The following is a 23,962-nucleotide window of genomic DNA, read 5'->3' as shown; positions in this document are numbered from 1 at the left end:
AGTGCGTACGTGGGCGTTGGGCATGGCAGCATCTCCAAGGATGCCTCACCACAAGCAGTTCTCGTGCCTACGAATTAACGGGACAGGACACTAGCCGGGGGCGCGGGCGAGCGGCAGTTCAACCTGTTCAAGCACTGGGCCGCGGCGCATGAAGCGGCGCTGCTCGAACGGCTCGAAGACCGCTATGTGATGTACGGCGAGTGGTGCTTTGCCAAGCACAGCTGCTGGTACGACCGGCTGCCCGCGTTCTTCCTGGAGTTCGATCTCTACGACCGAAAGGCGGCGTGCTTTCTCTCGACGCCTGCACGGCATGCACTGCTGGCTGATGGCCCGGTGATGTCGGTGCCCGTGTTGTACGCAGGCGAGATGCCACGCAGCGCGAAGGCACTGCGCACGCTGGTGCAGCCTTCGCTGGCGCGCAGCGCTGACTGGATGCCCGCCTTCGAACTGGCCGTCGCCCAGGAGGGCCAACCACTCGACCTTGTGCGACAGCAAACCGACCTGTCCGACCTCGCCGAGGGCCTGTACCTCAAGACCGAATCGGGTGGCCAGGTGACCAGCCGCTACAAGTGGGTGCGGCCTGACTTCGTGCAGACCATCCTCGACTCGGGCTCGCACCACAGCCGCCGGCCGGTGCTGCCCAACCGGCTCGCGTCGGGCGTCGACCTTTATGCGCCGACGCCGCAAGTGAGCTGGCAAGACCTGGGACTGCGCACGCTGTGCGACCCCACCGATCTGGCAACAACCGCAAGGAGGCCGCGATGACTTACGACGATCTGAGCGCGCTGGTCCCCACGCCCGCGCAAGGCTACGACTGGACGCAATGCTGCGAACTGCTTCCGGCCCTGCTGCGCCTGGAAGAAACGCCGCAAGACCCGTACTACCACGCCGAAGGCAACGTCGGCATCCACACGCGCATGGTGCTGGACGCGCTGATGCAGGACCCGCACTACGAACGCGCCGATGCCGACCGCCGCTTCGTGCTGTTCATGGCCTGCCTGCTGCACGACATCGCCAAGCCCGACACCACCGTGATCGACGAAGCCAGCGGCCGCATCGGCCAGCCCGGCCATTCGCGACGCGGCGCGGTCGACGTGCGCGTGCTGATGTGGAAGGCTTGCGTGCCCTTCGCGCTGCGCGAGGCGGTGTGCCGGATCATCGCGGTGCACCAGGTGCCGTTCCATGCCTTCGCCTCGCGCAAGGGCGAGCGGCCCGAGTGGCTGGTGCACAGGCTCTCGTGGGAACTGGGCCTGCCCGACCTGTGCTGCATGGCACGCTGCGACATGCTCGGCCGCCATTACGAGAAGCGCGCGAACAGCCTGGCCGATATCGCGCTCTTCGAGCAGCTCGCGCAGGAAGAAGGCTGCTGGCACGGCCCGAGAAAAATGGCCGATGCGCACACGCGGCTGGCCTACTTTCGCGGCGCCGACACCAGCCCCGACTACCCGCTGTTCCAGCAGCAGGGCGCCCAGGTCACGGTGATGTGCGGGCTGCCCGCGAGCGGCAAGAACCACTGGGTGGCGCAGCATCGCAAAGGCTGGCCGGTGGTGTCCTTCGACGATGCGCGCGCCGAGCTGGGCCTGAAGCACGGCGAGAACGACGGCATGGCCGCGCACCACGCGGTCGACCAGGCCAAGGGTCTGCTGCGCAAGCACGAGCGCTTCGTCTGGAACGCCACGCACCTGAGCCAGCAGATGCGCACCAAGACGCTGGACCTGCTGTGGGCGTACCACGCGCAGATCGAGCTGGTGTACCTAGAGGTGCCGCATGCCGAACTGATGCGCCGCAACCGTGAGCGCGACACCACGCTGTCGAACGCGGGCATCGAGCGAATGCTGCACCGCTGGGAGCTGCCGGCGCCGATCGAGGCGCACGACACGGTCTACGAAGTGCAGACCTGAAAACGACGAAGCCCACCGGGAAATGCCCCGGCGGGCTTCTCTTGTGTGTCTCTATATATGTATGAGGCTCAGAACGGCAGCTTCGGCCCGCCAGGCCCACCCATCCCGCCCATGCCCTTCATGCCGCCCATCTTCTTCATCATCTTCATCAGGCCGCCGCCCTTCATCTTCTTCATCATTCCCTGCATCTGCTCGAACTCGTTGAGCAGGCGGTTCACTTCCTGAACCTGCACGCCCGCGCCGGCCGCGATGCGGCGCTTGCGCGTGGCCTTGAGCAGCTCGGGCTTGCGGCGCTCCAGCGGGGTCATGCTCTGGATGATGCCTTCCTTGCGGCGGATGTCGCGCTCGGCACGCGTCATGTCGGCCTCGGTCGCCTTGGCGGCCATCTGCGTGGGGAGCTTGTCCATCAGGCTGGAGAGCCCGCCCATCTGCTTCATCTGCTGCAGCTGGCCGAGGAAGTCGTTCAGGTCGAAGCCCGCGCCGCTCTTGACCTTGGCCGCGAGCTTCTGTGCCGCCGCCACGTCGACGCCGGCCGTGACCTGCTCGACCAGCGCGACGATGTCGCCCATGCCCAGGATGCGGCCGGCATGGCGCTCGGCGTCGAACACTTCGAGGCCGTCGATCTTCTCGCTGGTGCCGGCGAACTTGATGGGGACGCCCGTGACCTGGCGCACCGACAGCGCCGCGCCGCCGCGCGAATCGCCGTCGGTCTTGGTCAGGATGATGCCGGTGAGGGGCAGCGCCTCCTTGAAGGCCTTGGCGGTGTTGATCGCATCCTGGCCCTGCATGGCATCGACCACGAACAGGGTTTCGACCGGGTCGAGCGCCGCGTGCAGCTGCTTGATTTCGGTCATCAGCACTTCGTCGATGGCCAGGCGGCCTGCCGTGTCGACCAGCAGCACGTCGAAGTAGTGGCGCTTGGCGTGGTCGAGCGCGGCGCGTGCGATGTCCAGCGGCTTCTGGTCGGGCGTGCTCGGGAACCACTCGGCGCCGGCCTGCCTGGTCACCGTCTTGAGCTGCTCGATGGCAGCGGGGCGGTACACGTCGCCCGACACCGTGAGCACCTTCTTCTTGCGCTTTTCGATCAGGTGCTTGGCGAGCTTGGCGGTGGTGGTGGTCTTGCCGGCGCCCTGCAGGCCGGCCATGAGGATCACCGCGGGCGGCTGGGCCACCAGGTTGATGTCCGAGATGCCTTCGCCCATGGTGGCGGCGAGTTCGCGATTGACGATGCCCACCAGCGCCTGGCCCGGCTTGAGCGAACCCAGCACCTCCTGCCCCAGCGCTTTTTCCTTCACCCGGGCGACGAAGTCGCGCACCACGGACAGCGCCACGTCGGCCTCCAGCAGCGCCATGCGCACCTCGCGCAGCATGTCCTGCACGTTGCTTTCGGTGATGCGCGCCTGGCCGCTCATCGTCTTGACGAGGCGGGAGAATTTTTCGGTGAGGGCGGTGGCCATGGAGGAAATACCTTGTTGTCCGCTAGGCGAACCGATGGAAAGTCGTGGAACCTGGAGCCGACGGCAGACACTGCCTTTTTCGCGAAACACCGCGGAACCGGCTTTGCCGGGCCGCTGGTGTTGCCCCCGGTAGGGGGTTGGCGCAGCGACACGAAGTGCGCGAAGCCTGGGGGCGAGCCTTTACACTCCACCGATGATTTTAGCGATCCCCTCCCCACTCGGCGTGGCGCTGGGCATCGCCACCGCGGCGGCCTACGGTTTTGCCGCCGCTGCAGGTGCCAGGCTGAGCCGTCAGACTACCCAATGGGCCCTCGGGATTGCGTGGCTCTTGCATGCCGCCGTCCTCGCCCATGGGTTGATCGGCAGCGAGCCGCGCTTCGGCTTTGCGCCGGCGCTCTCGGTCACGGCGTGGCTGGTGCTCACCGTCTACGCCATCGAGAGCCGCATGTATCCGCAATTGAAGGTGCGGCGCGCGCTGGCATGGCTGGGCGCCGCCGCCGTGCTGATCGCCGTTCTTTTCCCTGGTACGCCGCTTCATGTCAGCGCCTCGCCTTGGATGCCATTGCATCTAGCCCTTGCCATCGCCTCCTATGGCCTCTTCGGCGCGGCCGTGGTCCACGCATGGCTGATCACGCGCGCCGAGAAGCAGATCCGCCTGACGACCGGCGCGCCCCCCGAAGGCGGCGTGCCGCTGCTCACGCTGGAGCGCCTCACCTTCCGCTTCGTCACGGCGGGCTTCGTGCTGCTGTCGGCCACGCTGCTGGCCGGCCTGCTGTTCACCGAGCAGTTGTACGGCACCGCGGGCCGTGTCTGGAAGTGGGACCACAAGACGACGTTCTCCGTCCTCGCGTGGGCCACCTTCGCGGTCCTGCTGATCGGCCGGGCGCGCTTCGGCTGGCGCGGCCGCACGGCCCGCCGCGTGCTGTATGCGGGCTCGGCGCTGCTGCTGCTGGCCTATGTGGGTTCGCGCTTCGTGCTCGAAGTGGTGCTGGCGCGTCCTCCGGTATGAAGTACCTCCTTCTCCTCGCGGTGATCTGGATCGCGATCTGGCTCTGGCGCAAGAACCGGCGCGAAGAGATGCGCGACGCCCAGCGCGAGCGCATGGCCAAGGCGCAGCAACGGCACGCCACGCCACCCGCTGTCGCCGCTCCGCAGGCCATGGTGCGATGCGCCCATTGTGGCCTGCACCTGCCCGCCAGCGATGCCGTCGCATCCCCCGACGGCGCGGTTTATTGCAGCCCGGCGCACCGCCAGGCCGCCGCCGAGGCGCACCGCTGAACGCGCACCAGGCGCCATGAGCACCCCTCTCTGGACGCGCGGCGATCCGGTCACCGACTGGGACGTGCTGGAGCAAGGCGGCAGCGAAAGCACCGCGCTGCTGCGGCTGTGGCGCGGTTTCATGGCCGCACGCTGCTTCGTCGCGCTGGTGCTGGTGCTGCTGCAGGGCGTGGCCTTCGCGCTCGGACAGACGATGCAGGCGCTGACCATCGCCATCTCGGCGGGCTACCTGGTCGCCACCTGGCTGGAGCTGCGCTATGCGCGCTTCGAGCCGCCGATCCGCAGCTTCTCGACGCTCTGGCTGCTGACCATCGGCGTCGATCTGGCCACCTTCGCCACCTTGCAGGTGCTGCAGGGCGGCAACGTCAACTACACGCCGCTGTTCGCGTTGCCGGTGCTCATGAGCGCGGTGCTCGGCACGGTGATCGTGAGCATGGGCACCACGGCCACCGTCACGCTGCTGCTGCTGGCCGATGCGGGCTGGCACTGGCTGCAGCAGCCCGGCGACTCGTCGACCCGCTTCGTTCAGGCGGCGCTCACCGGCACCGGCCTCTTCGTGGTGGCGATGCTGGCGCACGAGCTGGCGCGGCGGCTGGCGCGCGAGGAAGTGGTGGCGCAGCGCAACCGCAGCAGTGCGCAGATGCAGGCCGAGGTCAACGACCTGGTGATCGAGACGCTCGCCGAAGGCGTGCTGGTGATCGACGCCGAAGGCATGGTGCATGCCGCCAACCCGGCCGCCGACACCATCCTCGGGCAGGGCCTGGCGAAGCTCACGCTGCCCTTCGCGCTGCACGCCCAGCCGGCCTGGCATGCGCTGGCCGCGCTGTCGCGCCAGACCTTCGCGCGGCGGGCGCCGCAGACCGAGGAGATCCCCGTCGCGCAGGCCCGCGGCGCCGCGCGCGAAGTGCGCGTGCGCACCCGGCTCACGCCCACCAGCGACCGGCGCGCCGACAGCCTGTGCGTGATGTTCCTGCAGGACCTGCGCGAGCTCGAAGCCCGCATCCGCACCGAGAAACTGGCCGCCATGGGCCGCATGTCGGCCGCCGTGGCGCATGAAATCCGCAATCCGCTGGCCGCCATCGCCCAGGCCAGCGCGCTGCTGAACGAAGACCTGACCGACCCCGCGCACCGCAAGCTGACCGACATGGTCCAGCACAACGCGCAGCGCCTGGCCCGCATCGTGGACGACGTGCTCGACGTGTCGCGCGCCCGCCAGCAGCGCGTGCTGTCGCTCGGCGAACAGATCGTGCTCGACCCCGCGGTGCAGGTCCTGGCCGAGGAATGGGTGCGCCAGACACAGCGCAAGGGCGTGCGCATCGCGCTCGATGCGCCCCACAGCGATGTGCGTTTCGATGCCGAGCATCTGCGCCGCCTGATCGTCAACCTGCTGGACAACGCCTCGCGCTACGCGGGCAAGCGCGAGGACTCGATCCAGGTCATCACCACGCTGCAGCGCGGCGGCGTCAACCGGCCCAGCCTGCTGGTGTGGAGCGACGGCGCGCCGCTGGATCCGGCGGTGCAGCGCCACCTGTTCGAGCCCTTTTTCTCGTCGGAGAGCCGCTCCAGCGGCCTGGGCCTTTTTCTGTGCCGCGAGCTCTGCCGGCGCCACGGCGCCACCATCGGCTACGAGCGGCGGGCGCTGGTGGCGGGCGGGCCCGAGGGCAATGAATTCTTCGTGAGCTTCGCCGCCAGCGAGAACCGGCTGACACAATAGCGCCCGTGAGCACCCCCCTCTCTTCCGCCCCGCGTCCCGCGCAGATTCTCGTCATCGACGACGAACCCGATCTGCGCACGCTCTATGAGATGACGCTGCTGCGCGAGGGCTATCACGTCGAGGCGGCCGGCAGCGTGTCCGAAGCGTGGGAGCACCTGGAGGCGGGCCGCTTCGACGCGGTGATCACCGACATGCGGCTGCCCGACGGACAGGGCATGGAGATCATCCAGCGCATCCAGAAGAGCCAGCGCAGCGAACGCTGCGTGGTCATGACCGCCTACGGCTCCGCCGAGAACGCGGTCGAAGCGCTCAAGGCGGGCGCCTTCGACTACCTCACCAAGCCGGTCGACCTGAAGCAGTTTCGTGCGGTGGTCGCCTCCGCGGTGCAGGCGCACCGGGCGCCTGCGGTGCAGGTCAAGCCGATGCAGCCGACTGCCGCTGTGAGCGACGAACGCGCCGCCGATGCGCCCGGCATCAACGGCAGCGGCGTCACCGCGCTCGATCGCCTGGTGGGCGATTCGGAACCGATGCGACTGGTCAAGTCGCGCATCGCCAAGGTCGCGCGCGGCATGGCGCCGGTGCTGGTGCGCGGCGAGTCGGGCACCGGCAAGGAGCTGGTGGCGCGTGCCGTGCATGCCTGCAGCCAGCGCGCCGAAGGGCCCTTCGTCGCGGTGAACTGCGGCGCGATTCCCGAGAACCTGCTCGAAGCCGAATTCTTCGGCGCCAAGAAGGGCTCGTACACCGGCTCGTCGCAAGACCGCGACGGCTACTTCCAGGCCGCGCGCAGCGGCACGCTGTTTCTCGACGAAATCGGCGACCTGCCGCTGGCCATGCAGTCCAAGCTCTTGCGCGCCATTCAGGAGCGCAGCGTGCGCTCCATCGGCTCGACGCAGGAAGAAGCGGTCGACGTGCGCATCGTGAGCGCCACCCACAAAGACCTGCACGCCGAAGTGCAGGCCGGCCGCTTCCGGCAAGACCTGTTCTACCGCCTCAACGTGATCGAGATCGCGGTGCCCGCGCTGCGCGACCGCCGCGAAGACCTGCCCGCGCTGTGCGCAGCGCTGCTCGCGCGCATCGCGCAGGACGGCGGGATGCCGGTGCCGCACCTGTCGACCGAGTTGCTGCGCCGCCTGGCGCTGCACCCGCTCGACGGCAACGTGCGCGAGCTGGAAAACCTGCTCCACCGCGCGGTCGCGCTCAACGACGGCGACGAGCTGCATCTGGACCTGATGGGTGGCAACGTCGCCACGACGATGGCTGCCGCCGAAGTGGCGTCGCTCACGCCCGCCGGGCTTGCGGCCCGCGACGACGCGCCGATGCAGGAGCCGGTCGCGGCCCCGCCGTCACCGGCCGCCGCGGTGGCGGCGTTCAAGCCAACCCCACCAACACCGCCCCCTCTGCCTTCGGACCTGCAGGCCTACCTCGACCAGCAGGAGCGCGAGATCCTCGTGCGCGCGCTGCACGAAAGCGGCTTCAACCGCACCGCGGCCGCCGCGCGGCTGGGCATGAGCCTGCGGCAAATCCGCTATCGCATCGCGCGCCTGGGCATCACCACGCCCAACGGCGACGATGGCGCCAGCAGCCATGTCGACGACTGACGACGCCGCACTCGACGCGCACTCCGCCGACGACGAGCTCTGGCAGGCCGGCTGGTACCGCTTCGCGAAAGCCCTGCCCTCGCCGAACTTCGGCCCCCGCCCGGGCAGCGCGCAGACCGATCTGATCGTGCTGCATTCGATCAGCCTGCCGCCCGGCGAATACGGCGGCGAAGCGGTGCAGCAACTCTTCACCAACCGGCTCGACTGGGACGCGCATCCGTACTTCCAGTCGATCCGCGGCATCGAGGTGTCCTCGCATTTCTATGTGCGCCGCAACGGCGAGCTCTGGCAGTTCGTGAGCTGCGACGACCGCGCCTGGCATGCAGGCGTGTCGTCGTGGCGCGGCCGTAGCAACTGCAACGACGACTCGATCGGCATCGAACTCGAAGGCCTCGAGGGCCACACCTTCGAAGACGCGCAATACGAAACGCTGGCCAGCCTCTGCCCCGCGATCGCGCAGCACTACGCCATCGAATACATCGCCGGTCACGAGCACATCGCACCGGGCCGAAAACAGGACCCCGGCGCGGGCTTCGATTGGCGCTTGCTGCACGCGCAATTGGGGTGGAAATCACAGATGTTTCCCCCACATGTGATCGAGCGCTAGTTTTTTTCAATCGCGGGGCAGCTTGCGATGCGCTCGGGCCGCACTGCAGCAATCTCGAAAATGCAAACGCGCGGCGCAGCAACCATGCGCCCTGCAAGCCCAAATCGGCTCGCAAGCCACGCCCCATGCGGGTTGCGGGACCATAGGCCAGTATTCACGCGGCATCGACAGCGATGGCATCTGCCCAGAGAGATAGACGGGTCGATCGAACCCCTCGTAAAACACTACCGGTAGTGGCTTGTGGACCCTCCGCACCCTAGATATAGTGTCCTCCGTCCGGTCAACAACACCGGCGCAGCGCCCGACCGCGGCGTTGCCACCCAACAAGAATTGCCTACCGAGAGGAAGCGAATGCAAACTGCCCTGAACACCCCATCCACGCCGCGTGCCGTTCCGTCCACGCCCACGCAGCAGCAGCGAGACACCGCGGGCTCCCCCGCCGGTCAGAACCTCGCGCACTACCAGATCATTCGCCGCAACGGCGCTGTCGTGCCCTTCGAGCCGAACAAGATCGCCATCGCGATGATGAAAGCTTTCCTGGCCGTGCATGGCACCCAGGGCGCGGCTTCGGCCAGCGTGCGCGAAACGGTCGACACGCTCACCCAAGCCGTGATCCGCGCCATGGTGCGCTCGCGCCCGGGCGGCGGCACCTTCCACATCGAAGACGTGCAGGACCAGGTCGAGCTCGGCCTGATGCGCGGCGGCCACCACGAAATCGCGCGTGCCTACGTGCTGTACCGCGAACGCCGCACGCAGGAGCGCTCGAAGCAAGTCGAACAGCAAGCACCGGCCACGCCGACGCTGCACGTGCTGGACAACGGCGAACGCGTCGCGCTCGACCTGAACCAGCTCAAGGGCCTGATCGAGTCGGCCTGCGAAAACCTGGGCGACAGCATCACCGCCCAGCCCATCGTCGCCGAGACGATGCGGAACCTCTACGACGGCGTGCCGCTGGACGAGGTCTACAAGGCATCGATCCTGGCCGCCCGCACGCTGATCGAGAAAGACCCCGACTACACCTTCGCCACCGCGCGCCTCTTGCTGCACACGATCTTCAAGGAAATCATCGGCCGCGAAGTGATGCCGGTCGACCGTGCCACCGCCTACGCCGACTACTTCCCGCAGTTCATCAAGAAGGGCGTCGAAAACGAGCTGCTCGACGAGAAGCTTCTGCAGTACGACCTGCCCCGCCTGGGCGCGGCGCTGAAGGCCGAGCGTGACAACCAGTTCGACTACCTCGGCCTGCAGACGCTGTACGACCGCTACTTCCTGCACGTGCGCAAATCGCGCATCGAGCTGCCCCAAGCCTTCTTCATGCGCGTGGCCATGGGCCTGTCGCTCGGCGAAATCGACCGTGAAGCCCGCGCCATCGAGTTCTACGAAGTGCTGTCGTCGTTCGACTTCATGTCGAGCACGCCCACCCTGTTCAACGCCGGCACGCTGCGCTCGCAGCTGTCCAGCTGCTACCTGACCACCGTGCCCGACGACCTGGACGGCATCTACGAGTCGATCAAGGAAAACGCGCTGCTCTCGAAGTTCGCGGGCGGCCTGGGCAACGACTGGACCCGCGTGCGCGCGCTCGGCAGCCACATCAAGGGCACCAACGGCGAATCGCAGGGCGTGGTGCCGTTCCTCAAGGTGGTGAACGACACCGCCGTGGCGGTGAACCAGGGCGGCAAGCGCAAGGGCGCGGTCTGCACCTACCTGGAAACCTGGCACCTGGACATCGAGGAGTTCCTGGAACTGCGCAAGAACACCGGCGACGACCGCCGCCGCACGCACGACATGAACACCGCCAACTGGATCCCCGACCTCTTCATGCGCCGCGTGATGGAAAAGGGCACCTGGACGCTGTTCTCGCCCTCCAACGTGCCCGACCTGCACGACCTGTTCGGCGCCGACTTTGAAAAGGCCTACGTTGCCTACGAAGAGAAGGCTGCCCGCGGCGAGATCAAGCCCGCGCGCACCATCCAGGCTTCGGACCTGTGGCGCAAGATGCTCACGATGCTGTTCGAGACCGGCCATCCGTGGATCACGTTCAAGGACGCCTGCAACGTGCGCTCGCCGCAGCAGCATGCGGGCGTCGTGCACTCGTCGAACCTCTGCACCGAAATCACCCTGAACACCAGCGACACCGAAACGGCTGTCTGCAACCTGGGTTCGGTGAACCTGCTGCAGCATCTGAAGGACGGCAAGGTCGACCAGGAAAAGCTCAAGCGGACGATCTCCACCGCGATGCGCATGCTCGACAACGTGATCGACATCAACTACTACGCCGTGAAGAAGGCGCGCGACTCGAACCTGCGCCACCGTCCGGTGGGCCTGGGCCTCATGGGCTTCCAGGACGCGCTGTACGAACTGCGCATTCCCTACGCTTCGCAGGAAGCCGTGCAGTTCGCCGACGAATCGATGGAAGCCATCTGCTACCACGCCTACTGGGCATCGACCGATCTGGCCAAGGAACGCGGCAAGTACTCCAGCTACAAGGGCTCGCTGTGGGACAAGGGGATCCTGCCGATCGACACGCTCGACCTGCTCGAGCAGGCACGCGGCGGCTACGTCGAGGTCGACCGCTCGTCCACGCTCGACTGGGATGCGCTGCGCCAGAAGATCAAGGCCGACGGCATGCGCAATTCGAACTGCGTGGCCATCGCACCGACCGCGACCATCTCGAACATCATCGGCGTGGACGCCTCGATCGAGCCGTGCTTCGGCAACCTCTCGGTCAAGTCGAACCTGTCGGGCGAGTTCACCGTGATCAACCACTACCTGGTGCGCGACCTCAAGCGCCTGGGCCTGTGGGACGACGTGATGGTCATGGACCTGAAGCACTTCGACGGTTCGCTGCGTCCCATCGACCGCGTGCCGCAGGACGTGAAGGCGCTCTACGCCACCGCGTTCGAAGTGGAAACCACGTGGCTGGTCGAAGCTGCCTCGCGCCGCCAGAAGTGGATCGACCAGGCGCAGTCGCTCAACATCTACATGGCCGGCGCATCGGGCAAGAAGCTCGATGACACCTACAAGCTCGCATGGCTGCGCGGCCTGAAGACCACCTACTACCTGCGCACGCAGAGCGCGACGCACGCCGAAAAATCGACGGTGCAATCGGGCCGTCTCAACGCGGTGTCGTCGGGCAGCGATGCACCCTCGGCCATGAGCGCACTCGAAGCCGCCGCTGCTGCAGCGAAGGCACAGATGAGCGCGATGCCTGCCACCGACATCGCCTTCTGCGGTGTGGACGATCCGACCTGTGAAGCGTGCCAGTGACACGCCGATGCTCGCGACAGTGAGTCAGTGAGGTGCATGCGAGAGTCGCGCGACGTTCAAGCAATGAAGGCATTGACTGACATCGCGCGATGCATGCGAGCAACATAACAACCACATAAATGGAGCGCGATGTGATCGAGCACTTTGCAACTCACATCGTTACTCCGATAATTTGAGCATTGGATTTTTCTATGTTGACCTGGGACGAAGAAGTCAAGCCCTCCTTACCAAAGGATATGCAACAAGGATTGCAGCACCACAACGCATCGACCAGCGGCTTGCCCGCAGGCCGTACGGTGGATGCTCCGACTTCGTCGATTGCACAACCCGCAGCGCGCAAGCTCGATGACGGCATCGCCGCACCGCTGCGCCAGGCTGCCACCACCGCAACGCCCGCGGTCGCCCAACGCGTCAAGGCTTCCGACAAGCGCATCATCAACGGCCAGACCGACGTCAACCAGCTGGTGCCGTTCAAGTACAAGTGGGCCTGGGAAAAATACCTCGCCACCTGCGCCAACCACTGGATGCCGCAGGAAGTGAACATGACGCGCGACATCGCGTTGTGGAAAGACCCGAACGGCCTGACTGAAGACGAACGCCGCATCGTCAAGCGCAACCTCGGCTTCTTCGTGACCGCCGACTCGCTGGCCGCCAACAACATCGTGCTGGGCACCTACCGCCACATCACGGCCCCCGAATGCCGCCAGTTCCTGCTGCGCCAGGCTTTCGAGGAAGCGATCCACACGCACGCGTACCAGTACATCGTCGAGTCGCTCGGCCTGGACGAGAGCGAGATCTTCAACGCCTACAACGAAGTGCAGTCGATCCGCGAGAAGGACCAGTTCCTGCTTCCGTTCATCGACGCCATCAGCGATCCGCACTTCAAGACCGGCACGCACGAAACCGACCAGACGCTGCTCAAGTCGCTCATCGTGTTCGCCTGCCTGATGGAAGGCCTCTTCTTCTACGTCGGCTTCACGCAAATTCTTGCGCTCGGCCGCCAGAACAAGATGACCGGCGCCGCCGAGCAGTACCAGTACATCCTGCGCGACGAGTCGATGCACTGCAACTTCGGCATCGACCTGATCAACCAGCTCAAGCTCGAAAATCCCGGCCTCTGGACCTCCGAGTTCAAGGCCGAGATCAAGGACCTCTTCATGAAGGCCGTCGAGCTCGAATACAAATACGCCGAAGACACCATGCCCCGTGGCGTGCTCGGCATGAACGCCTCCATGTTCAAGGGCTACCTGCGGTACATCGCCAACCGGCGCGCACAGCAGATCGGCCTCGAAACGCTCTTCCCGAACGAAGAAAACCCGTTCCCCTGGATGAGCGAAATGATTGACCTGAAGAAAGAGCGCAACTTTTTCGAAACCCGCGTGATCGAGTACCAGTCGGGTGGTGCGCTCTCCTGGGATTGAATCTTTCCGACAAGAATTAATGAATTCAAGAATTGCCCTTGCCACCGATCGCGCCAAAGAGCGCGGCATGGACGAGGGCTCAGGTGTTCATGGTGCTGGAGCTCAGATTCCAACGCCATGAATCGCTTCACGCTACCAACGTGCGTGGAGTGCTTCAATAGGTTGATTTTTTCAACTTGATCAAGGAGAAATAGAAATGGCAACTGCAAAGAAAGCGCCGGCTAAGAAAGCCGCTGCAAAGAAGGCTCCGGCAAAGAAGGTCGTGGCCGCCAAGAAGGCTCCGGCAAAGAAGGTAGCTGCGAAGAAGGCTCCGGCCAAGAAGGTCGCTGCCAAGAAGGTAGCCGCCAAGAAGGCGCCTGCGAAGAAGGTAGCCGCCAAGAAGGCAGCACCGGCCAAGAAGGCCGCTGCGAAGAAGGCGCCGGCGAAGAAGGCCGCGGTCAAGAAGGCGCCTGCCAAGAAGGCTGCTGCGAAGAAGGCGCCTGCCAAGAAGGCCGCCGCCAAGAAGGCGCCTGCGAAGAAGGCTGCTGCGAAGAAGGCTCCTGCCAAGAAGGCGCCTGCGAAAAAGGCTGCGGCCAAGAAAGCCGCGAAGAAGCCCGCTGCCAAGCCTGCCGCTGCCGCCAAGCCTGCCGCTGCTGCAAAGCCTGCGGCGGCGCCCAAGAAGCCTGCTGCAAAGAAGGCTGCAAAGGCTCCTGCCAAGGCCGCCGTAGCACCTGCTCCTGCTGCGCAAACGACGCTGAACCCCCAGGCAGCATGGCCGTTTCCGACGGCCAGCAAGCCCTGAGTCTTTCAGCGGCCTTGACGGCAAAAAACCCGGCACCTCACGGTGTCGGGTTTTTTTTATGGGCGCTTCAGAAACAGCGCCTTACAGGCCCAGCGCCTCGCGGTCGACCTGGTAGTTCTGCGGTCCGCGCTGCGCGATCTTGAGCGCGCCGATGCGGTTGCCCAGTGCCGCGCATTGCGCGAGCGGCCATTGCTTTTCCAGGCCAAACAGCAGCGCGCCGCGCCATGCGTCGCCGCATCCGGTGGGCTCGACCACGGCGGTGGGCGTGACACCCGGCACATGCTCGCGCTGGCCGTCGGTCCAGACTTCGCAGCCCTCGGCCGCCAACGTGACCACCAGGCCGCGCACGCGCTGCGAGATCTCCGCCAGGCTCCAGCCGGTGCGCTGCGACAGCATCTTGCCTTCGTAGTCGTTCACCACGACCCAGCTCGCGAGCTCGACGAAATGCCTGAGCGCCTCGCCGTCGAACATCGGCAGGCCCTGGCCCGGATCGAACACGAAGGGAATGCCGGCGGCGGCGAACTGCTCCGCGTGCTGCAGCATCGCCTCGCGGCCGTCGGGCGCGATGATGCCGACCGAAATGTCCTCGCGCGCAACCACCTGGGTGATGTGCGCCTGCTGCATCGCGCCGGGGTGGAACGCGGTGATCTGGTTGTTGTCGACGTCGTTCATGATCATCGCCTGCGCAGTGAAGGTGTCGTCGAGCTGGCGAACGAACTCGGTGGAGATGCCCAGCGTGCGCATGCGCTCCAGGTAGTCGGCGCCGTCGCTGCCGAGCGTGGCCATCGGCAGCGCCGTGCCGCCCAGTGCGTTGAGGCTGTAGGCGATGTTGCCGGCGCAGCCGCCGAAATCGCGGCGCAGACCCGGCACCAGGAACGACACATTGAGGATGTGCAACTGGTCAGGAAGGATCTGATCGGCGAACCGGCCCTCGAAAGTCATGATGGTGTCGAACGCGAGCGAACCGCAAATCACTGCTGCCATGGGTGGACCGTTGATTGAAGATGAAAGAAGAAAAGGACGCGCGCGTGCGAGCGCCCCGCTAAGGGTAGAAAGCTTCCACGCGATAGCCCGCGATGGGCGGCAGCGCAGCCGCCTCGGCCGGAGACAGCGTCAGCGGCAACGAGGCCGCGCGATCGGCACGCGCCTGCAGCACCGACGGTGCGCCGTAGTCCGCGGGCAGCAGAACGCGCCGCACCACGGCACGCTCCTGCGTGTCGAGCAGCGACAGTTCGACGGCCGGCATCGCGAGCGGCACGGTCGCGCTGTTGCGCAAGCTGAAGCTCAGCCGGTAATCGTTGCTGCCGCTCTTCTCGCGGGAAAAGGCGGCGCCTTCGATCACGATGTCGCCGATCTGGCGCAGGGCCGAAAGCTCGCAGCCGGTGTACTGGCACAGCGCCGCCAGCGCGGGGCGCAGGTTCGGTTGGCGCGCAACGATGCCGTCGCGCTCGTGGCGAACCACCTGCACGGCAAGCAGCACGACGGCGAGCACAGCCAAAAGCACGAGCATGAAACGCACGCCCCTGCGTTGCCAGAAACCGGGGGCCGGGATGTCGTGGTCTTCGTGATCGGGAAAAAGATGCTCGTCTTCACGCTCGGCGAACATCGGCGGCAACGACGACGAGGCGGCTTCGGGCTCGCTTTGTTCCCTGATGGCCGTCGGGGCCGACGCCTTGGCCGCGGCACGCGCTTCGCGGGACTTGTTGGCGCTCGCGATCTTGGCCGACTTGACGCGTGCCCGACGCAGCGCTTTCTGCATCTGCACCTGGTCGTGGTCCTGTTCCCCGCTCTTCTCGCCTTGTTCGTCGCCGGCGTCGCCGTCAGCCAGGGTCGGTTCGGTCAGGCCGTGCGACTTGATGATCCGCGGCACGGGCAACGGCGGGGCCGGTGGAGGCGACGACGGCGGCGGGGCCGCGAGATTCAGGTCGATGTTCGGGAAAGGCGGCAGGGAGCTCGCAGGCGGCCGCCACGCGGGCTCGGTGACGTCCAGGTCGGACCAGGGCTCGTCGGAAATGAGGCCGTGCGTCGGCAATGAGAAGTTTGATGCGGGCGAAGGCGCCGCGGCAGTTGTGGGCGTTTGCTCTTCAGGTTCGTCGTCGAAGAAGTCCGCGTCTTCGGTGCCGTGAGCGCCGCGTGGCAGCGCTGTCGGCCCGGCAGGCTCGACCCGCGCCTCGGAGGACGGCGCGGTCAACACAGGCGAGTGTGCAGGCGCTGGCGCGGTTGATGACGACGCCGACACCTCGGCATTCGCACCGTCGGGCGCCTCGTGCAGATCCAGCGTGGCGTCGAACACATGGCTGCACCGGCCGCAACGCACCCATCCGTCGGAAATGCGAAGCTGATCGCGCACCACCTTGAAGGTGGTGGCGCAGGCGGGGCAACGCGTGACGAGGCTCATGACCGGGCGATTGTAGGGTTGGGCCCCTGCCGCGCGGACGGCATGAATGCCGCGAAAGGCGCGCAGCGACGCGACAACCCGGCCTCGCTGCTCAGCAGCGTGCCGTCATGAGGATCCAGCCGTCCTCGCTGTCGCTCACTTCGAGCGCCGCATAGGGGGCGTAGGCTTCCTTCAGCTCGTCGGCCTGGCGCTCGAGGATGCCGGCCAGCACCAGCGATCCGCCTGTCGCCACATGGCTGCGCAGCAGCGGCGCGAGCACCTTGAGCGGTGTCGCCAGGATGTTGGCGAGCACCGTGTTGTAGTTGCCCTTGGCCGCGTCCGGAAGGCCTGCGTTCAGGCGAACGCCGTTGGCCTCGGCATTGAGCCGGGTCGACGACACCGCCGCCTCGTCGATGTCCACAGCATCGATGTCCGGCGCGCCGAACTTCGCCGCGCCGATGGCCAGGATGCCGGAGCCGCAGCCGTAGTCCAGAACGCGCTGGTCGCCGAAGGCACCCTCGCCCTGCCTCGCAATCCACCGCAGGCACATGCGCGTGGTGGGATGCGTGCCGGTGCCGAAGGCCAGGCCCGGGTCGAGCCGGATCACCTGCTTCGCCTGCGCGGGCGGTTCGTGCCAGGTCGGCACGATCCAGAATTCGGGCGTGATCTCGACCGGCGCGAACTGCGATTGCGTCAGGCGCACCCAGTCCTGCTCGGGCACGTTCGCCACGCCCAGCACCGCACAGCCTTCGAAGAAGTCCTGCAGCGCCAGCACCGATGCGGCCTCGTTCGCGAGCGCCTCGTCGGCGAACAGCGCGATCACGCGCGAACGCTGCCAGCCGTCCTTGGGCGGCGGCATGCCGGGCTCGCCGAAGAGCGCCTGCTCGGCATCGGTCTGCGCATCGGCGTCCTCGACCGAGACGCTCAGCGCATCGAGTGCGTCGAGCGCGTCGCTGAGCGTTTCGATCCGGTCTTCCGGCGCCATCAGGCGAAGTTCGAACATGGCGTCGTGCGTTCCGCTCAGCGCTTGTGCGCCGCGAGCCACTCTTCGAGATAGTGGATGTTGGTGCCGCCGCTCATGAACTTGGCGTCGACCATCAGTTCGCGGTGCAGCGGGATGTTGGTCTGGATGCCTTCGATCACGGTCTCGTTCAGCGCGGTGCGCATGCGGGCCATGGCCTGCTCGCGGGTGTCGCCGTACACGATGATCTTGCCGATCATCGAATCGTAGTTCGGTGGCACGAAGTAGTTGGTGTACGCATGCGAATCGACGCGCACACCGGGGCCGCCCGGCGGGTGCCACATCGTGATGCGGCCCGGCGACGGCGTGAACTTCCAGGCGTCTTCGGCGTTGATGCGCACCTCGATGGCATGGCCGCGCATCTCGATCTGGCGCTGGGTGAACGGCAGCTTCTCGCCGGCGGCCACCATGATCTGCGTCTTCACGATGTCGATGCCGGTGGTGAACTCGGTCACCGGGTGCTCCACCTGCACGCGCGTGTTCATCTCGATGAAGTAGAACTCGCCGTTCTCGTAAAGGAACTCGAAGGTGCCGGCGCCGCGATAGCCGATCTTCTTGCAGGCTGCGGCGCAGCGCTCGCCGATCTTCTCGATCAGCTTGCGCGGAATGCCGGGGGCCGGCGATTCCTCGATCACCTTCTGGTGGCGGCGCTGCATGGAGCAGTCGCGCTCGCCCAGGTAGACCGCGTTCTTGTGCTTGTCGGCAAGGATCTGGATCTCGATGTGGCGCGGGTTCTGGAGAAACTTCTCCATGTACACGGCCGGATTGCTGAAGGCCGCGCCGGCCTCCGCCTTGGTCATCTGGATCGCGTTGACCAGCGCCGCCTCGGTGTGCACCACACGCATGCCGCGACCGCCGCCGCCGCCCGCCGCCTTGATGATGACCGGGTAGCCGATCGCACGGGCAATGCGCTTGTTGGTGGTCGCGTCGTCCGAGAGCTCGCCCTCGGAGCCGGGCACGCACGGCACGCCGGCCTTGATCATGGCCTGCTTGGCCGAGACCTTGTCCCCCATCGTGCGGATGTTGTCGGGCGTGGGGCCGATGAACTGGAAGCCGCTCTGCTCCACGCGTTCGGCGAAGTTGGCGTTTTCGCTCAGGAAGCCGTAGCCGGGGTGGATGGCCTCGGCGTCGGTCACTTCGGCCGCCGAGATGATCGCCGGCATGTTGAGATAGCTCAGCGCCGATGGCGCCGGGCCGATGCAGACCGCCTCCTGTGCCAGCTTGACGTACTTGGCGTCGCGGTCGGCTTCGGAGTAGACCATCACGGCCTTGATGCCCATCTCGCTGCAGGCACGCTGAATCCGGAGGGCGATTTCGCCGCGATTGGCGACCAGGATCTTTTTAAACATATGCGCCCTCGCGGCTGCATCGCCCGCACGCTGCGCGTGCCAGGGCAATTTGACGGTCTGCGCCCGTCCGCGCCGAGGCGCGAGCCCCCCGGTTCGCAACCAGAATCTTCTTGAACATGGTCACTCGATGATGAACAGCGGCTGGCCGTATTCGACCGCCTGCCCGTTTTCGCCGAGGATCTGGGTGATCGTGCCGGACTTGTCCGCTTCGATTTCGTTGAGGATCTTCATCGCCTCGATGATGCAGATCGTGTCGCCCTCGTTCACCTTGCTGCCGATTTCAACGAAAGCGGCGGCGCCCGGGCTGGACGAACGGTAGAAGGTACCCACCATCGGCGACTTCACCGCGTGGCCGGCCGGTGCGGCTTCGGCTGCGGGGGCGCTTGCGGGCGCTGGGGCTGCGGGTGCGCCTGCGGCCGGGGCGGCGGCAGGCGGCGCGGCCAGGGTTTGCACATACTGCACCGGAGCGGCGCCGCCGCCCTTGACGATGCGAACCTTGCCTTCGGTTTCGGTGATTTCCAGTTCGGAAATATTCGATTCGGACACCAAATCGATCAGTGTCTTGAGTTTGCGCAGATCCATGGGACTCCAGTGCCGGCTTGAACGGTCATTCGGATATAACTTGGCCGAAAATCGGTGATTTTCAGCGTTTGGCGGCTAACGCCAGCGTGAGCGGGCGATTCTAACCATGAACAAGTTCACGCCGCCACGTCTGTAGGTCGCTCGGCTCCAGCTTGCCCATTTTACGAGCTGCTACCAATCCGTTGCCATTCAGGACCAGCGTGAAGGGCAATCCGCCGCCCGTGTTGCCCAGGCTCTTGACCATTTCGGTGCCCTGCAGTCCGGCCAATCCCGTGGGATATGTGACCGGCGTACGCTGCAGGAATTTGCGCACGGCGCTGGGCTGATCGATGGCCAATCCCACCACTTGCCATCCGTTGGCGCTGTTTTCGCGGAAAAAGGTGTCGATCATCGGCATTTCCTCGACACAAGGCGGGCACCACGTCGCCCAGAAATTGAGCAGCAACGGCTTGCCGCGCAGGCTCGCAAGCGCCAGCTCACCGCCCTCTGGCCGTTCGAATTTCTGGGCCCAGAAGCTGGCGTCCAGCTTCTCGCCGCCCGCCGCACTGCCGCCTTCGCTGCGCTCCCGCCACCAGGCGCCACCCGCCCCGGCAGCGGCGGCCACCGCCGCCACGCCACCAAAGAGCATGCCGCGTCGTGTCGGCGAAGAAGTCATTCAATTGTCCTTTTCTCTTTCGATCAGTCGGCGCAATGCCGGCAGGTCGCCGCGGGGCGTGCGGCCCTGGGCATCGGGTTTCAGGGCGCCCCGGAGGTCGTCGAGGTCGTAGACCAACAGGTGCACGCCGATTTCCTCGCCCAGCGCGCGGCTGTGCGCATGCACGCTCAAGGCCTCGACCTGCTCGCCGTGGAATCCGGTGACCATCCGCGGCTCGTAGTCCACGTGGTGGTCGATCAGGGCGATCTCGGCAGACTTGGAATCGTCGCAGAACATCTGGATGTAAATGTCGGACAGGCGGGTGGCCGTGCCGTGCCATACGGCACCGCCCAGGTGCGGGCGGAAAGCGGCCATGCGCTCCATCCATTCAAGCGCGAGCAGGCGCAGCGCGTGCAATTCCTGAGGCTGGGTGTCGGCGCAGAAAAGCGCGATGTAGTCGCGCACCTCGGCTTCGACCTCGTCGTTGTTCGGCAGCGATGAGCGTGACGACAGCCCCAGATCACGCACCGCCCGGCGTTTGGCAGGGCCGTATTCCAGCCCCTCCTCGACGACAAGGCGGGCTGCGGTGGCGGCGATTTCACGCTTGGACGTGTCCATCGGGGCATTCTGCCCGCAGTCGCCGTCGCCCACACGAAATCAACATGAAGCTCGGGGCGAACGCGGGGGATGCGCGGCGGACGCCGCAGGGCGCCTCCCTAGAATCGCCCGATGCACATTCATATTCTGGGTATCTGCGGCACGTTCATGGGCGGGTTGGCCGCCCTGGCGCGCGAAGCGGGCCATCGGGTCACCGGCTGCGACGCCGGCGTGTACCCGCCCATGAGCGACCAGTTGCGCTCGCTGGGCATCGACCTGATCGAGGGCTTCGGCGCCGATCAGCTGGCCCTTGCACCCGACGTGTTCGTGGTCGGCAACGTGGTGTCGAGGGCTCGGCTGCCCGACGGCTCGCCGAAGTTTCCGCTGATGGAAGCCATCCTCGACGCCGGCAAGCCCTACACCAGCGGTCCGCAATGGCTGGCCGAGCACGTGCTGCTCGGCCGTCATGTGCTGGCGGTGGCCGGCACCCACGGCAAGACGACCACCACCTCGATGCTGGCCTGGGTGCTCGAACAGGGCGGCAAGGCGCCGGGCTTCCTGGTGGGCGGCGTGCCGCTGGATTTCGGCGTGTCGGCCCGGTTGGGCGACGGCGCGGCCTTCGTCATCGAAGCCGACGAGTACGACACCGCCTTCTTCGACAAGCGCAGCAAGTTCGTTCACTACCGGCCGCGCACGGCGGTGCTCAACAACCTGGAGTTCGATCACGCAGACATCTTCGATGATCTCGCTGCCATCGAACGCCAATTCCATCACCTCGTGCGAACCGTGCCGGGCACCGGCCGGCTGGTAGTGAACGCCATCGAAGACAGCCTGCGGCGCGTGCTGGCCCAGGGCTGCTGGAGCGAGGTCGCGTACTTCGGCGGCACCGACGGCACCCACGACGGATGGCAGGCCCGCGGCTCCCACGATGCCTTCGACGTCCTGCACAGGGGCGAAGCGGTGGGCCGTGTCGAGTGGGAACTCTCGGGCCTGCACAACCAGATGAATGCGCTGGCCGCCATCGCAGCGGCCGAGCATGTGGGCGTGATGCCGACCGATGCGGCCCGCGCGCTGGGCAGCTTCCATAACGTGCGCCGTCGGATGGAACTGCGCGGAACGGCCGAACAACGCAGCGGCGGAGCGATCACGGTCTACGACGACTTCGCACATCACCCCACGGCCATCCGCACCACGCTCGACGGCCTGCGCAGGAAGCTCGATGCCGCAGGCAGGCAAAGTGAGCGCATCCTCGCGGCGTTCGAGCCGCGCAGCAACACGATGAAGCTCGGCGTCATGGCGGCGCAGTTGCCCTGGAGCCTGGAATCGGCCGATCTGGCGTTCTGCCACACCGCCGGGCTCGACTGGGATGCCGCTGCCGCACTGGTGCCGATGGGCGAGCGCGCGCAGGTGGCGGGCGCCATCGAGCCGCTGGTGGCGCAGATCGTTGCCGCGGCGCGGCCAGGCGATCACATCGTCTGCATGAGCAATGGCGGTTTTGGCGGGGTGCACGACAAACTGCTTGTGGCGCTCCGTACGAACGCCGCATCATGAGTGCCATGCGCGCCCGCGAACTCATCGACACCCTGCGACTGCAGCCCCACCCCGAGGGCGGCTGGTACGGCGAGGTGTTCCGCTCGACCGCGAGCGTGCTGCCCACCGACGGCCGGCCTTCGCGCAGCGCGCTCACCAGCATCTATTTCCTGCTCGAGGCGAACCAGCATTCGCGCTGGCACCGGGTGCTTTCCGACGAGGTCTGGGTGCATCTGGAAGGCGTGCCGCTGGCGCTCTGGACTTGCGATGCAGCGATGCGCACCGCACCGGCCCATGTGCGATTGGGTCCGGTCGACGCGCATGGCACGCGCCCGCAGCATGTGGTGCCCGCCGGGCAATGGCAGGCCGCCCGGCCTATTCAAGGCCACACCACGGGCGACTACACGCTGGTCGCCTGCATGGTCGGCCCGGGCTTCGACTTTGCCGATTTCTCGATGGTGCCGCCCGACAGCGACGAGGCGGCGGCCATGCGGCACCACTGGCCCGACCTGGCCGGGATGCTCTGAAACTTGCTCAGCCGCGGCGGGCCTTGACCGCCTGCGACAGCGTCTCCAGCACCTGCACCGAATCGTCCCAGCCGATGCATGCATCGGTGATGCTCTTGCCGTATTCGAGGCCAGCGATCTGGTCCTTGCCCGGCGTGAACTTCTGGGCGCCGGCTTGCAGATGGCTCTCGACCATCACGCCGAACACACGGTTGGAGCCGCCGGCGATCTGGCCCGCGATGTCCTTGGCGACATCGATCTGCCTCTGGTGCTGCTTGGAGCTGTTGGCGTGGCTGCAGTCGACCATCAGCGTGGGCGGCAGCTTGGCGACTTCGAGGTCCTTGCAGGCGGCTTCGACGCTGGCGGCGTCGTAGTTCGGCGCCTTGCCGCCGCGCAGGATCACGTGGCAGTCGCGGTTGCCGTTGGTCTGCACGATCGCGACCTGGCCGTTCTTGTGCACCGACAGAAAGTGATGGCCGCGGGCCGCCGCCTGGATCGCGTCGGTCGCGATGCGGATGTTGCCGTCGGTGCCGTTCTTGAAACCGATGGGGGCCGAGAGGCCCGAGGCCAGCTCGCGGTGCACCTGGCTTTCGGTGGTGCGCGCACCGATGGCGCCCCAGGCGATCAGGTCGCCGATGTACTGGGGCGAGATCACGTCGAGGAACTCGCTGCCAGCCGGCAGGCCGATGCGGTTGATGTCGATCAGCAACTGGCGCGCGATGCGCAAGCCCTCGTCGATGCGGAAGCTCTCGTCCAGGTACGGGTCGTTGATCAGGCCCTTCCAGCCGACGGTGGTGCGCGGCTTCTCGAAGTACACGCGCATCACGATCTCGAGCGTGCCGGCGTACTTTTCGCGCTCGACCTTCAGGCGCCTTGCGTACTCGAGGGCGGCGGCGGGATCGTGGATCGAACAGGGCCCCATGATCACCAGCAGCCGGTCGTCCTTGCCACCCATGATGTTGTGGATGTTCCGGCGGGTGCCTTCGATCAGCGTTTCAATGGCCGTGCCCCGAATCGGGAAAAAGCGGATCAGATGTTCGGGAGGGGGCAGCACGTTGATGTCCTTGATGCGTTCGTCGTCGGTCTTGCTGGTTTTTTCGACGCTCGCATACCAGCTGTCGCTGGCGGGGGCAGTGTTCGTGCTCATGGTGCTGTTCCTTGTTGGAGTGAATATCGTCAGGGCATAAAAAAACCGCCGGGGCTTGGGGCGCCGGCGGTTTTGGGAGGGTGTTCGTTTGCTTTACGCGCTCGCCTCTCGTCCGCCGGAAACCGGGAACCAAAAGTAGGCAAAGAAATAAGCGCGGAGGGCGGACATAGGGGCGGAATGTAGCACGGAAAACAA

General features: G+C 66.2%; 20 protein-coding genes and 1 pseudogene. 12 read left to right on the top strand and 9 right to left on the bottom strand.

Annotation, left to right across the window (positions count from 1 at the left end):
• Positions 1–114: 114 nt before the first annotated feature.
• Together ABIC90_RS13940 and ABIC90_RS13935 are read left to right on the top strand one after the other, a co-directional pair.
• Positions 115–765, top strand: a pseudogene (locus ABIC90_RS13940) (RNA ligase family protein); the annotation flags it as partial.
• Positions 762–1,901: an AAA family ATPase gene (locus ABIC90_RS13935; RefSeq protein ID WP_354354739.1), complete on the top strand. Its 1,140-nt coding sequence runs from the start codon at positions 762–764 to the stop codon at positions 1,899–1,901. The pseudogene ABIC90_RS13940 and the gene ABIC90_RS13935, both read left to right, overlap by 4 nt.
• Positions 1,902–1,969: 68 nt before the next feature.
• Here ABIC90_RS13935 and ffh read toward each other — a convergent pair whose 3' ends face one another.
• Complete coding sequence (gene ffh / locus ABIC90_RS13930; RefSeq protein WP_354354737.1) at positions 1,970–3,358, bottom strand: signal recognition particle protein; 1,389 nt, start codon at positions 3,356–3,358, stop codon at positions 1,970–1,972.
• A 193-nt stretch (positions 3,359–3,551) separates the two neighbouring features.
• Between ffh and ABIC90_RS13925 the strand changes: the two genes are divergently transcribed.
• From ABIC90_RS13925 to ABIC90_RS13890, 8 genes are all read left to right on the top strand, one after another.
• The gene (locus ABIC90_RS13925) at positions 3,552–4,367 is read left to right on the top strand and encodes a cytochrome C assembly family protein (protein WP_354354735.1); all 816 of its coding nucleotides are present in this window, start codon (positions 3,552–3,554) and stop codon (positions 4,365–4,367) included.
• The gene (locus tag ABIC90_RS13920) at positions 4,364–4,636 is read left to right on the top strand and encodes a PP0621 family protein (RefSeq protein WP_354354733.1); all 273 of its coding nucleotides are present in this window, start codon (positions 4,364–4,366) and stop codon (positions 4,634–4,636) included. Before ABIC90_RS13925 ends, ABIC90_RS13920 begins: the two co-directional genes overlap by 4 nt.
• Positions 4,637–4,652: 16 nt before the next feature.
• Positions 4,653–6,350, top strand: coding sequence for a two-component system sensor histidine kinase NtrB (locus ABIC90_RS13915; protein ID WP_354354731.1), 1,698 nt, complete (start codon positions 4,653–4,655; stop codon positions 6,348–6,350).
• An 89-nt stretch (positions 6,351–6,439) separates the two neighbouring features.
• Complete coding sequence (locus ABIC90_RS13910) at positions 6,440–7,948, top strand: sigma-54-dependent transcriptional regulator (protein ID WP_436318212.1); 1,509 nt, start codon at positions 6,440–6,442, stop codon at positions 7,946–7,948.
• Positions 7,935–8,555 (top strand): 1,6-anhydro-N-acetylmuramyl-L-alanine amidase AmpD, encoded by a 621-nt coding sequence (gene ampD, locus ABIC90_RS13905; protein WP_354354727.1) that lies wholly within the window; start codon positions 7,935–7,937, stop codon positions 8,553–8,555. Before ABIC90_RS13910 ends, ampD begins: the two co-directional genes overlap by 14 nt.
• A gap of 351 nt (positions 8,556–8,906) precedes the next feature.
• Positions 8,907–11,822: a ribonucleoside-diphosphate reductase subunit alpha gene (locus tag ABIC90_RS13900; protein WP_354354725.1), complete on the top strand. Its 2,916-nt coding sequence runs from the start codon at positions 8,907–8,909 to the stop codon at positions 11,820–11,822.
• Positions 11,823–12,013: 191 nt separating this feature from the next.
• Positions 12,014–13,243: a ribonucleotide-diphosphate reductase subunit beta gene (locus ABIC90_RS13895; protein WP_354354723.1), complete on the top strand. Its 1,230-nt coding sequence runs from the start codon at positions 12,014–12,016 to the stop codon at positions 13,241–13,243.
• A gap of 196 nt (positions 13,244–13,439) precedes the next feature.
• The gene (locus ABIC90_RS13890) at positions 13,440–14,024 is read left to right on the top strand and encodes a histone H1-like DNA-binding protein (RefSeq protein WP_354354721.1); all 585 of its coding nucleotides are present in this window, start codon (positions 13,440–13,442) and stop codon (positions 14,022–14,024) included.
• Positions 14,025–14,105: 81 nt separating this feature from the next.
• Here the strand turns inward: ABIC90_RS13890 and ABIC90_RS13885 are convergent, their stop codons facing one another.
• From ABIC90_RS13885 to ABIC90_RS13855, 7 genes are all read right to left on the bottom strand, one after another.
• Positions 14,106–15,008, bottom strand: coding sequence for a carbohydrate kinase family protein (locus ABIC90_RS13885; protein ID WP_354354719.1), 903 nt, complete (start codon positions 15,006–15,008; stop codon positions 14,106–14,108).
• Positions 15,009–15,066: 58 nt separating this feature from the next.
• Positions 15,067–16,422, bottom strand: coding sequence for a zinc-ribbon and DUF3426 domain-containing protein (locus tag ABIC90_RS13880; protein WP_354354717.1), 1,356 nt, complete (start codon positions 16,420–16,422; stop codon positions 15,067–15,069).
• Between the two features lie 91 nt (positions 16,423–16,513).
• Positions 16,514–17,404 (bottom strand): 50S ribosomal protein L11 methyltransferase, encoded by an 891-nt coding sequence (gene prmA / locus ABIC90_RS13875; RefSeq protein ID WP_354354715.1) that lies wholly within the window; start codon positions 17,402–17,404, stop codon positions 16,514–16,516.
• 17 nt (positions 17,405–17,421) lie between these two features.
• Positions 17,422–18,771 carry an acetyl-CoA carboxylase biotin carboxylase subunit gene (gene accC / locus ABIC90_RS13870; protein WP_354354713.1) on the bottom strand — a complete coding sequence of 450 codons (1,350 nt, stop codon included), beginning with the start codon at positions 18,769–18,771 and terminating at the stop codon, positions 17,422–17,424.
• A gap of 120 nt (positions 18,772–18,891) precedes the next feature.
• On the bottom strand, positions 18,892–19,353 hold the full coding sequence (accB, locus tag ABIC90_RS13865; protein WP_354354711.1) for an acetyl-CoA carboxylase biotin carboxyl carrier protein: 462 nt from the start codon (positions 19,351–19,353) through the stop codon (positions 18,892–18,894).
• A gap of 100 nt (positions 19,354–19,453) precedes the next feature.
• Entirely contained in the window at positions 19,454–20,008 is a 555-nt protein-coding gene (locus tag ABIC90_RS13860; protein ID WP_354354709.1) for a TlpA family protein disulfide reductase, read from the bottom strand.
• Complete coding sequence (locus ABIC90_RS13855) at positions 20,009–20,605, bottom strand: hypothetical protein (protein ID WP_354354707.1); 597 nt, start codon at positions 20,603–20,605, stop codon at positions 20,009–20,011.
• Between the two features lie 111 nt (positions 20,606–20,716).
• Between ABIC90_RS13855 and mpl the strand changes: the two genes are divergently transcribed.
• Both mpl and ABIC90_RS13845 read left to right on the top strand, forming a co-directional pair.
• On the top strand, positions 20,717–22,135 hold the full coding sequence (mpl, locus tag ABIC90_RS13850; protein ID WP_354354705.1) for a UDP-N-acetylmuramate:L-alanyl-gamma-D-glutamyl-meso-diaminopimelate ligase: 1,419 nt from the start codon (positions 20,717–20,719) through the stop codon (positions 22,133–22,135).
• On the top strand, positions 22,132–22,641 hold the full coding sequence (locus ABIC90_RS13845) for a cupin domain-containing protein (RefSeq protein ID WP_354354703.1): 510 nt from the start codon (positions 22,132–22,134) through the stop codon (positions 22,639–22,641). The genes mpl and ABIC90_RS13845 overlap by 4 nt, the downstream gene beginning before the upstream one ends.
• Before the next feature lie 7 nt (positions 22,642–22,648).
• Here ABIC90_RS13845 and ABIC90_RS13840 read toward each other — a convergent pair whose 3' ends face one another.
• Positions 22,649–23,767 carry a 3-deoxy-7-phosphoheptulonate synthase gene (locus ABIC90_RS13840; protein ID WP_354354701.1) on the bottom strand — a complete coding sequence of 373 codons (1,119 nt, stop codon included), beginning with the start codon at positions 23,765–23,767 and terminating at the stop codon, positions 22,649–22,651.
• Positions 23,768–23,962 lie beyond the last annotated feature (195 nt).

This window comes from Variovorax boronicumulans (genome assembly GCF_040544675.1).
GTDB classification, from domain to species: domain Bacteria; phylum Pseudomonadota; class Gammaproteobacteria; order Burkholderiales; family Burkholderiaceae_C; genus Variovorax; species Variovorax boronicumulans_D.
The sequence above is the reverse complement of the archived record's forward strand: the minus strand, read 5'-3'. Positions and strand labels throughout refer to the sequence as shown.

Excerpts from the sequence above, each read along its gene's own strand:
- mpl (WP_354354705.1), top strand. The coding sequence starts at position 20,717 with ATGCACATTCATATTCTGGGTATCTGCGGCACGTTCATGGGCGGGTTG.
- ABIC90_RS13915 (WP_354354731.1), top strand. The coding sequence starts at position 4,653 with ATGAGCACCCCTCTCTGGACGCGCGGCGATCCGGTCACCGACTGGGAC.
- ABIC90_RS13890 (WP_354354721.1), top strand. The coding sequence starts at position 13,440 with ATGGCAACTGCAAAGAAAGCGCCGGCTAAGAAAGCCGCTGCAAAGAAG.
- ABIC90_RS13840 (WP_354354701.1), bottom strand. The coding sequence starts at position 23,767 with ATGAGCACGAACACTGCCCCCGCCAGCGACAGCTGGTATGCGAGCGTC.
- ABIC90_RS13885 (WP_354354719.1), bottom strand. The coding sequence starts at position 15,008 with ATGGCAGCAGTGATTTGCGGTTCGCTCGCGTTCGACACCATCATGACT.
- prmA (WP_354354715.1), bottom strand. The coding sequence starts at position 17,404 with ATGTTCGAACTTCGCCTGATGGCGCCGGAAGACCGGATCGAAACGCTC.
- accB (WP_354354711.1), bottom strand. The coding sequence starts at position 19,353 with ATGGATCTGCGCAAACTCAAGACACTGATCGATTTGGTGTCCGAATCG.
- ABIC90_RS13900 (WP_354354725.1), top strand. The coding sequence starts at position 8,907 with ATGCAAACTGCCCTGAACACCCCATCCACGCCGCGTGCCGTTCCGTCC.
- ABIC90_RS13925 (WP_354354735.1), top strand. The coding sequence starts at position 3,552 with ATGATTTTAGCGATCCCCTCCCCACTCGGCGTGGCGCTGGGCATCGCC.
- ampD (WP_354354727.1), top strand. The coding sequence starts at position 7,935 with ATGTCGACGACTGACGACGCCGCACTCGACGCGCACTCCGCCGACGAC.
- ABIC90_RS13845 (WP_354354703.1), top strand. The coding sequence starts at position 22,132 with ATGAGTGCCATGCGCGCCCGCGAACTCATCGACACCCTGCGACTGCAG.
- ABIC90_RS13910 (WP_436318212.1), top strand. The coding sequence starts at position 6,440 with ATGACGCTGCTGCGCGAGGGCTATCACGTCGAGGCGGCCGGCAGCGTG.
- ABIC90_RS13895 (WP_354354723.1), top strand. The coding sequence starts at position 12,014 with ATGTTGACCTGGGACGAAGAAGTCAAGCCCTCCTTACCAAAGGATATG.
- accC (WP_354354713.1), bottom strand. The coding sequence starts at position 18,771 with ATGTTTAAAAAGATCCTGGTCGCCAATCGCGGCGAAATCGCCCTCCGG.
- ABIC90_RS13935 (WP_354354739.1), top strand. The coding sequence starts at position 762 with ATGACTTACGACGATCTGAGCGCGCTGGTCCCCACGCCCGCGCAAGGC.
- ABIC90_RS13860 (WP_354354709.1), bottom strand. The coding sequence starts at position 20,008 with ATGACTTCTTCGCCGACACGACGCGGCATGCTCTTTGGTGGCGTGGCG.
- ABIC90_RS13920 (WP_354354733.1), top strand. The coding sequence starts at position 4,364 with ATGAAGTACCTCCTTCTCCTCGCGGTGATCTGGATCGCGATCTGGCTC.
- ABIC90_RS13880 (WP_354354717.1), bottom strand. The coding sequence starts at position 16,422 with ATGAGCCTCGTCACGCGTTGCCCCGCCTGCGCCACCACCTTCAAGGTG.
- ABIC90_RS13855 (WP_354354707.1), bottom strand. The coding sequence starts at position 20,605 with ATGGACACGTCCAAGCGTGAAATCGCCGCCACCGCAGCCCGCCTTGTC.
- ffh (WP_354354737.1), bottom strand. The coding sequence starts at position 3,358 with ATGGCCACCGCCCTCACCGAAAAATTCTCCCGCCTCGTCAAGACGATG.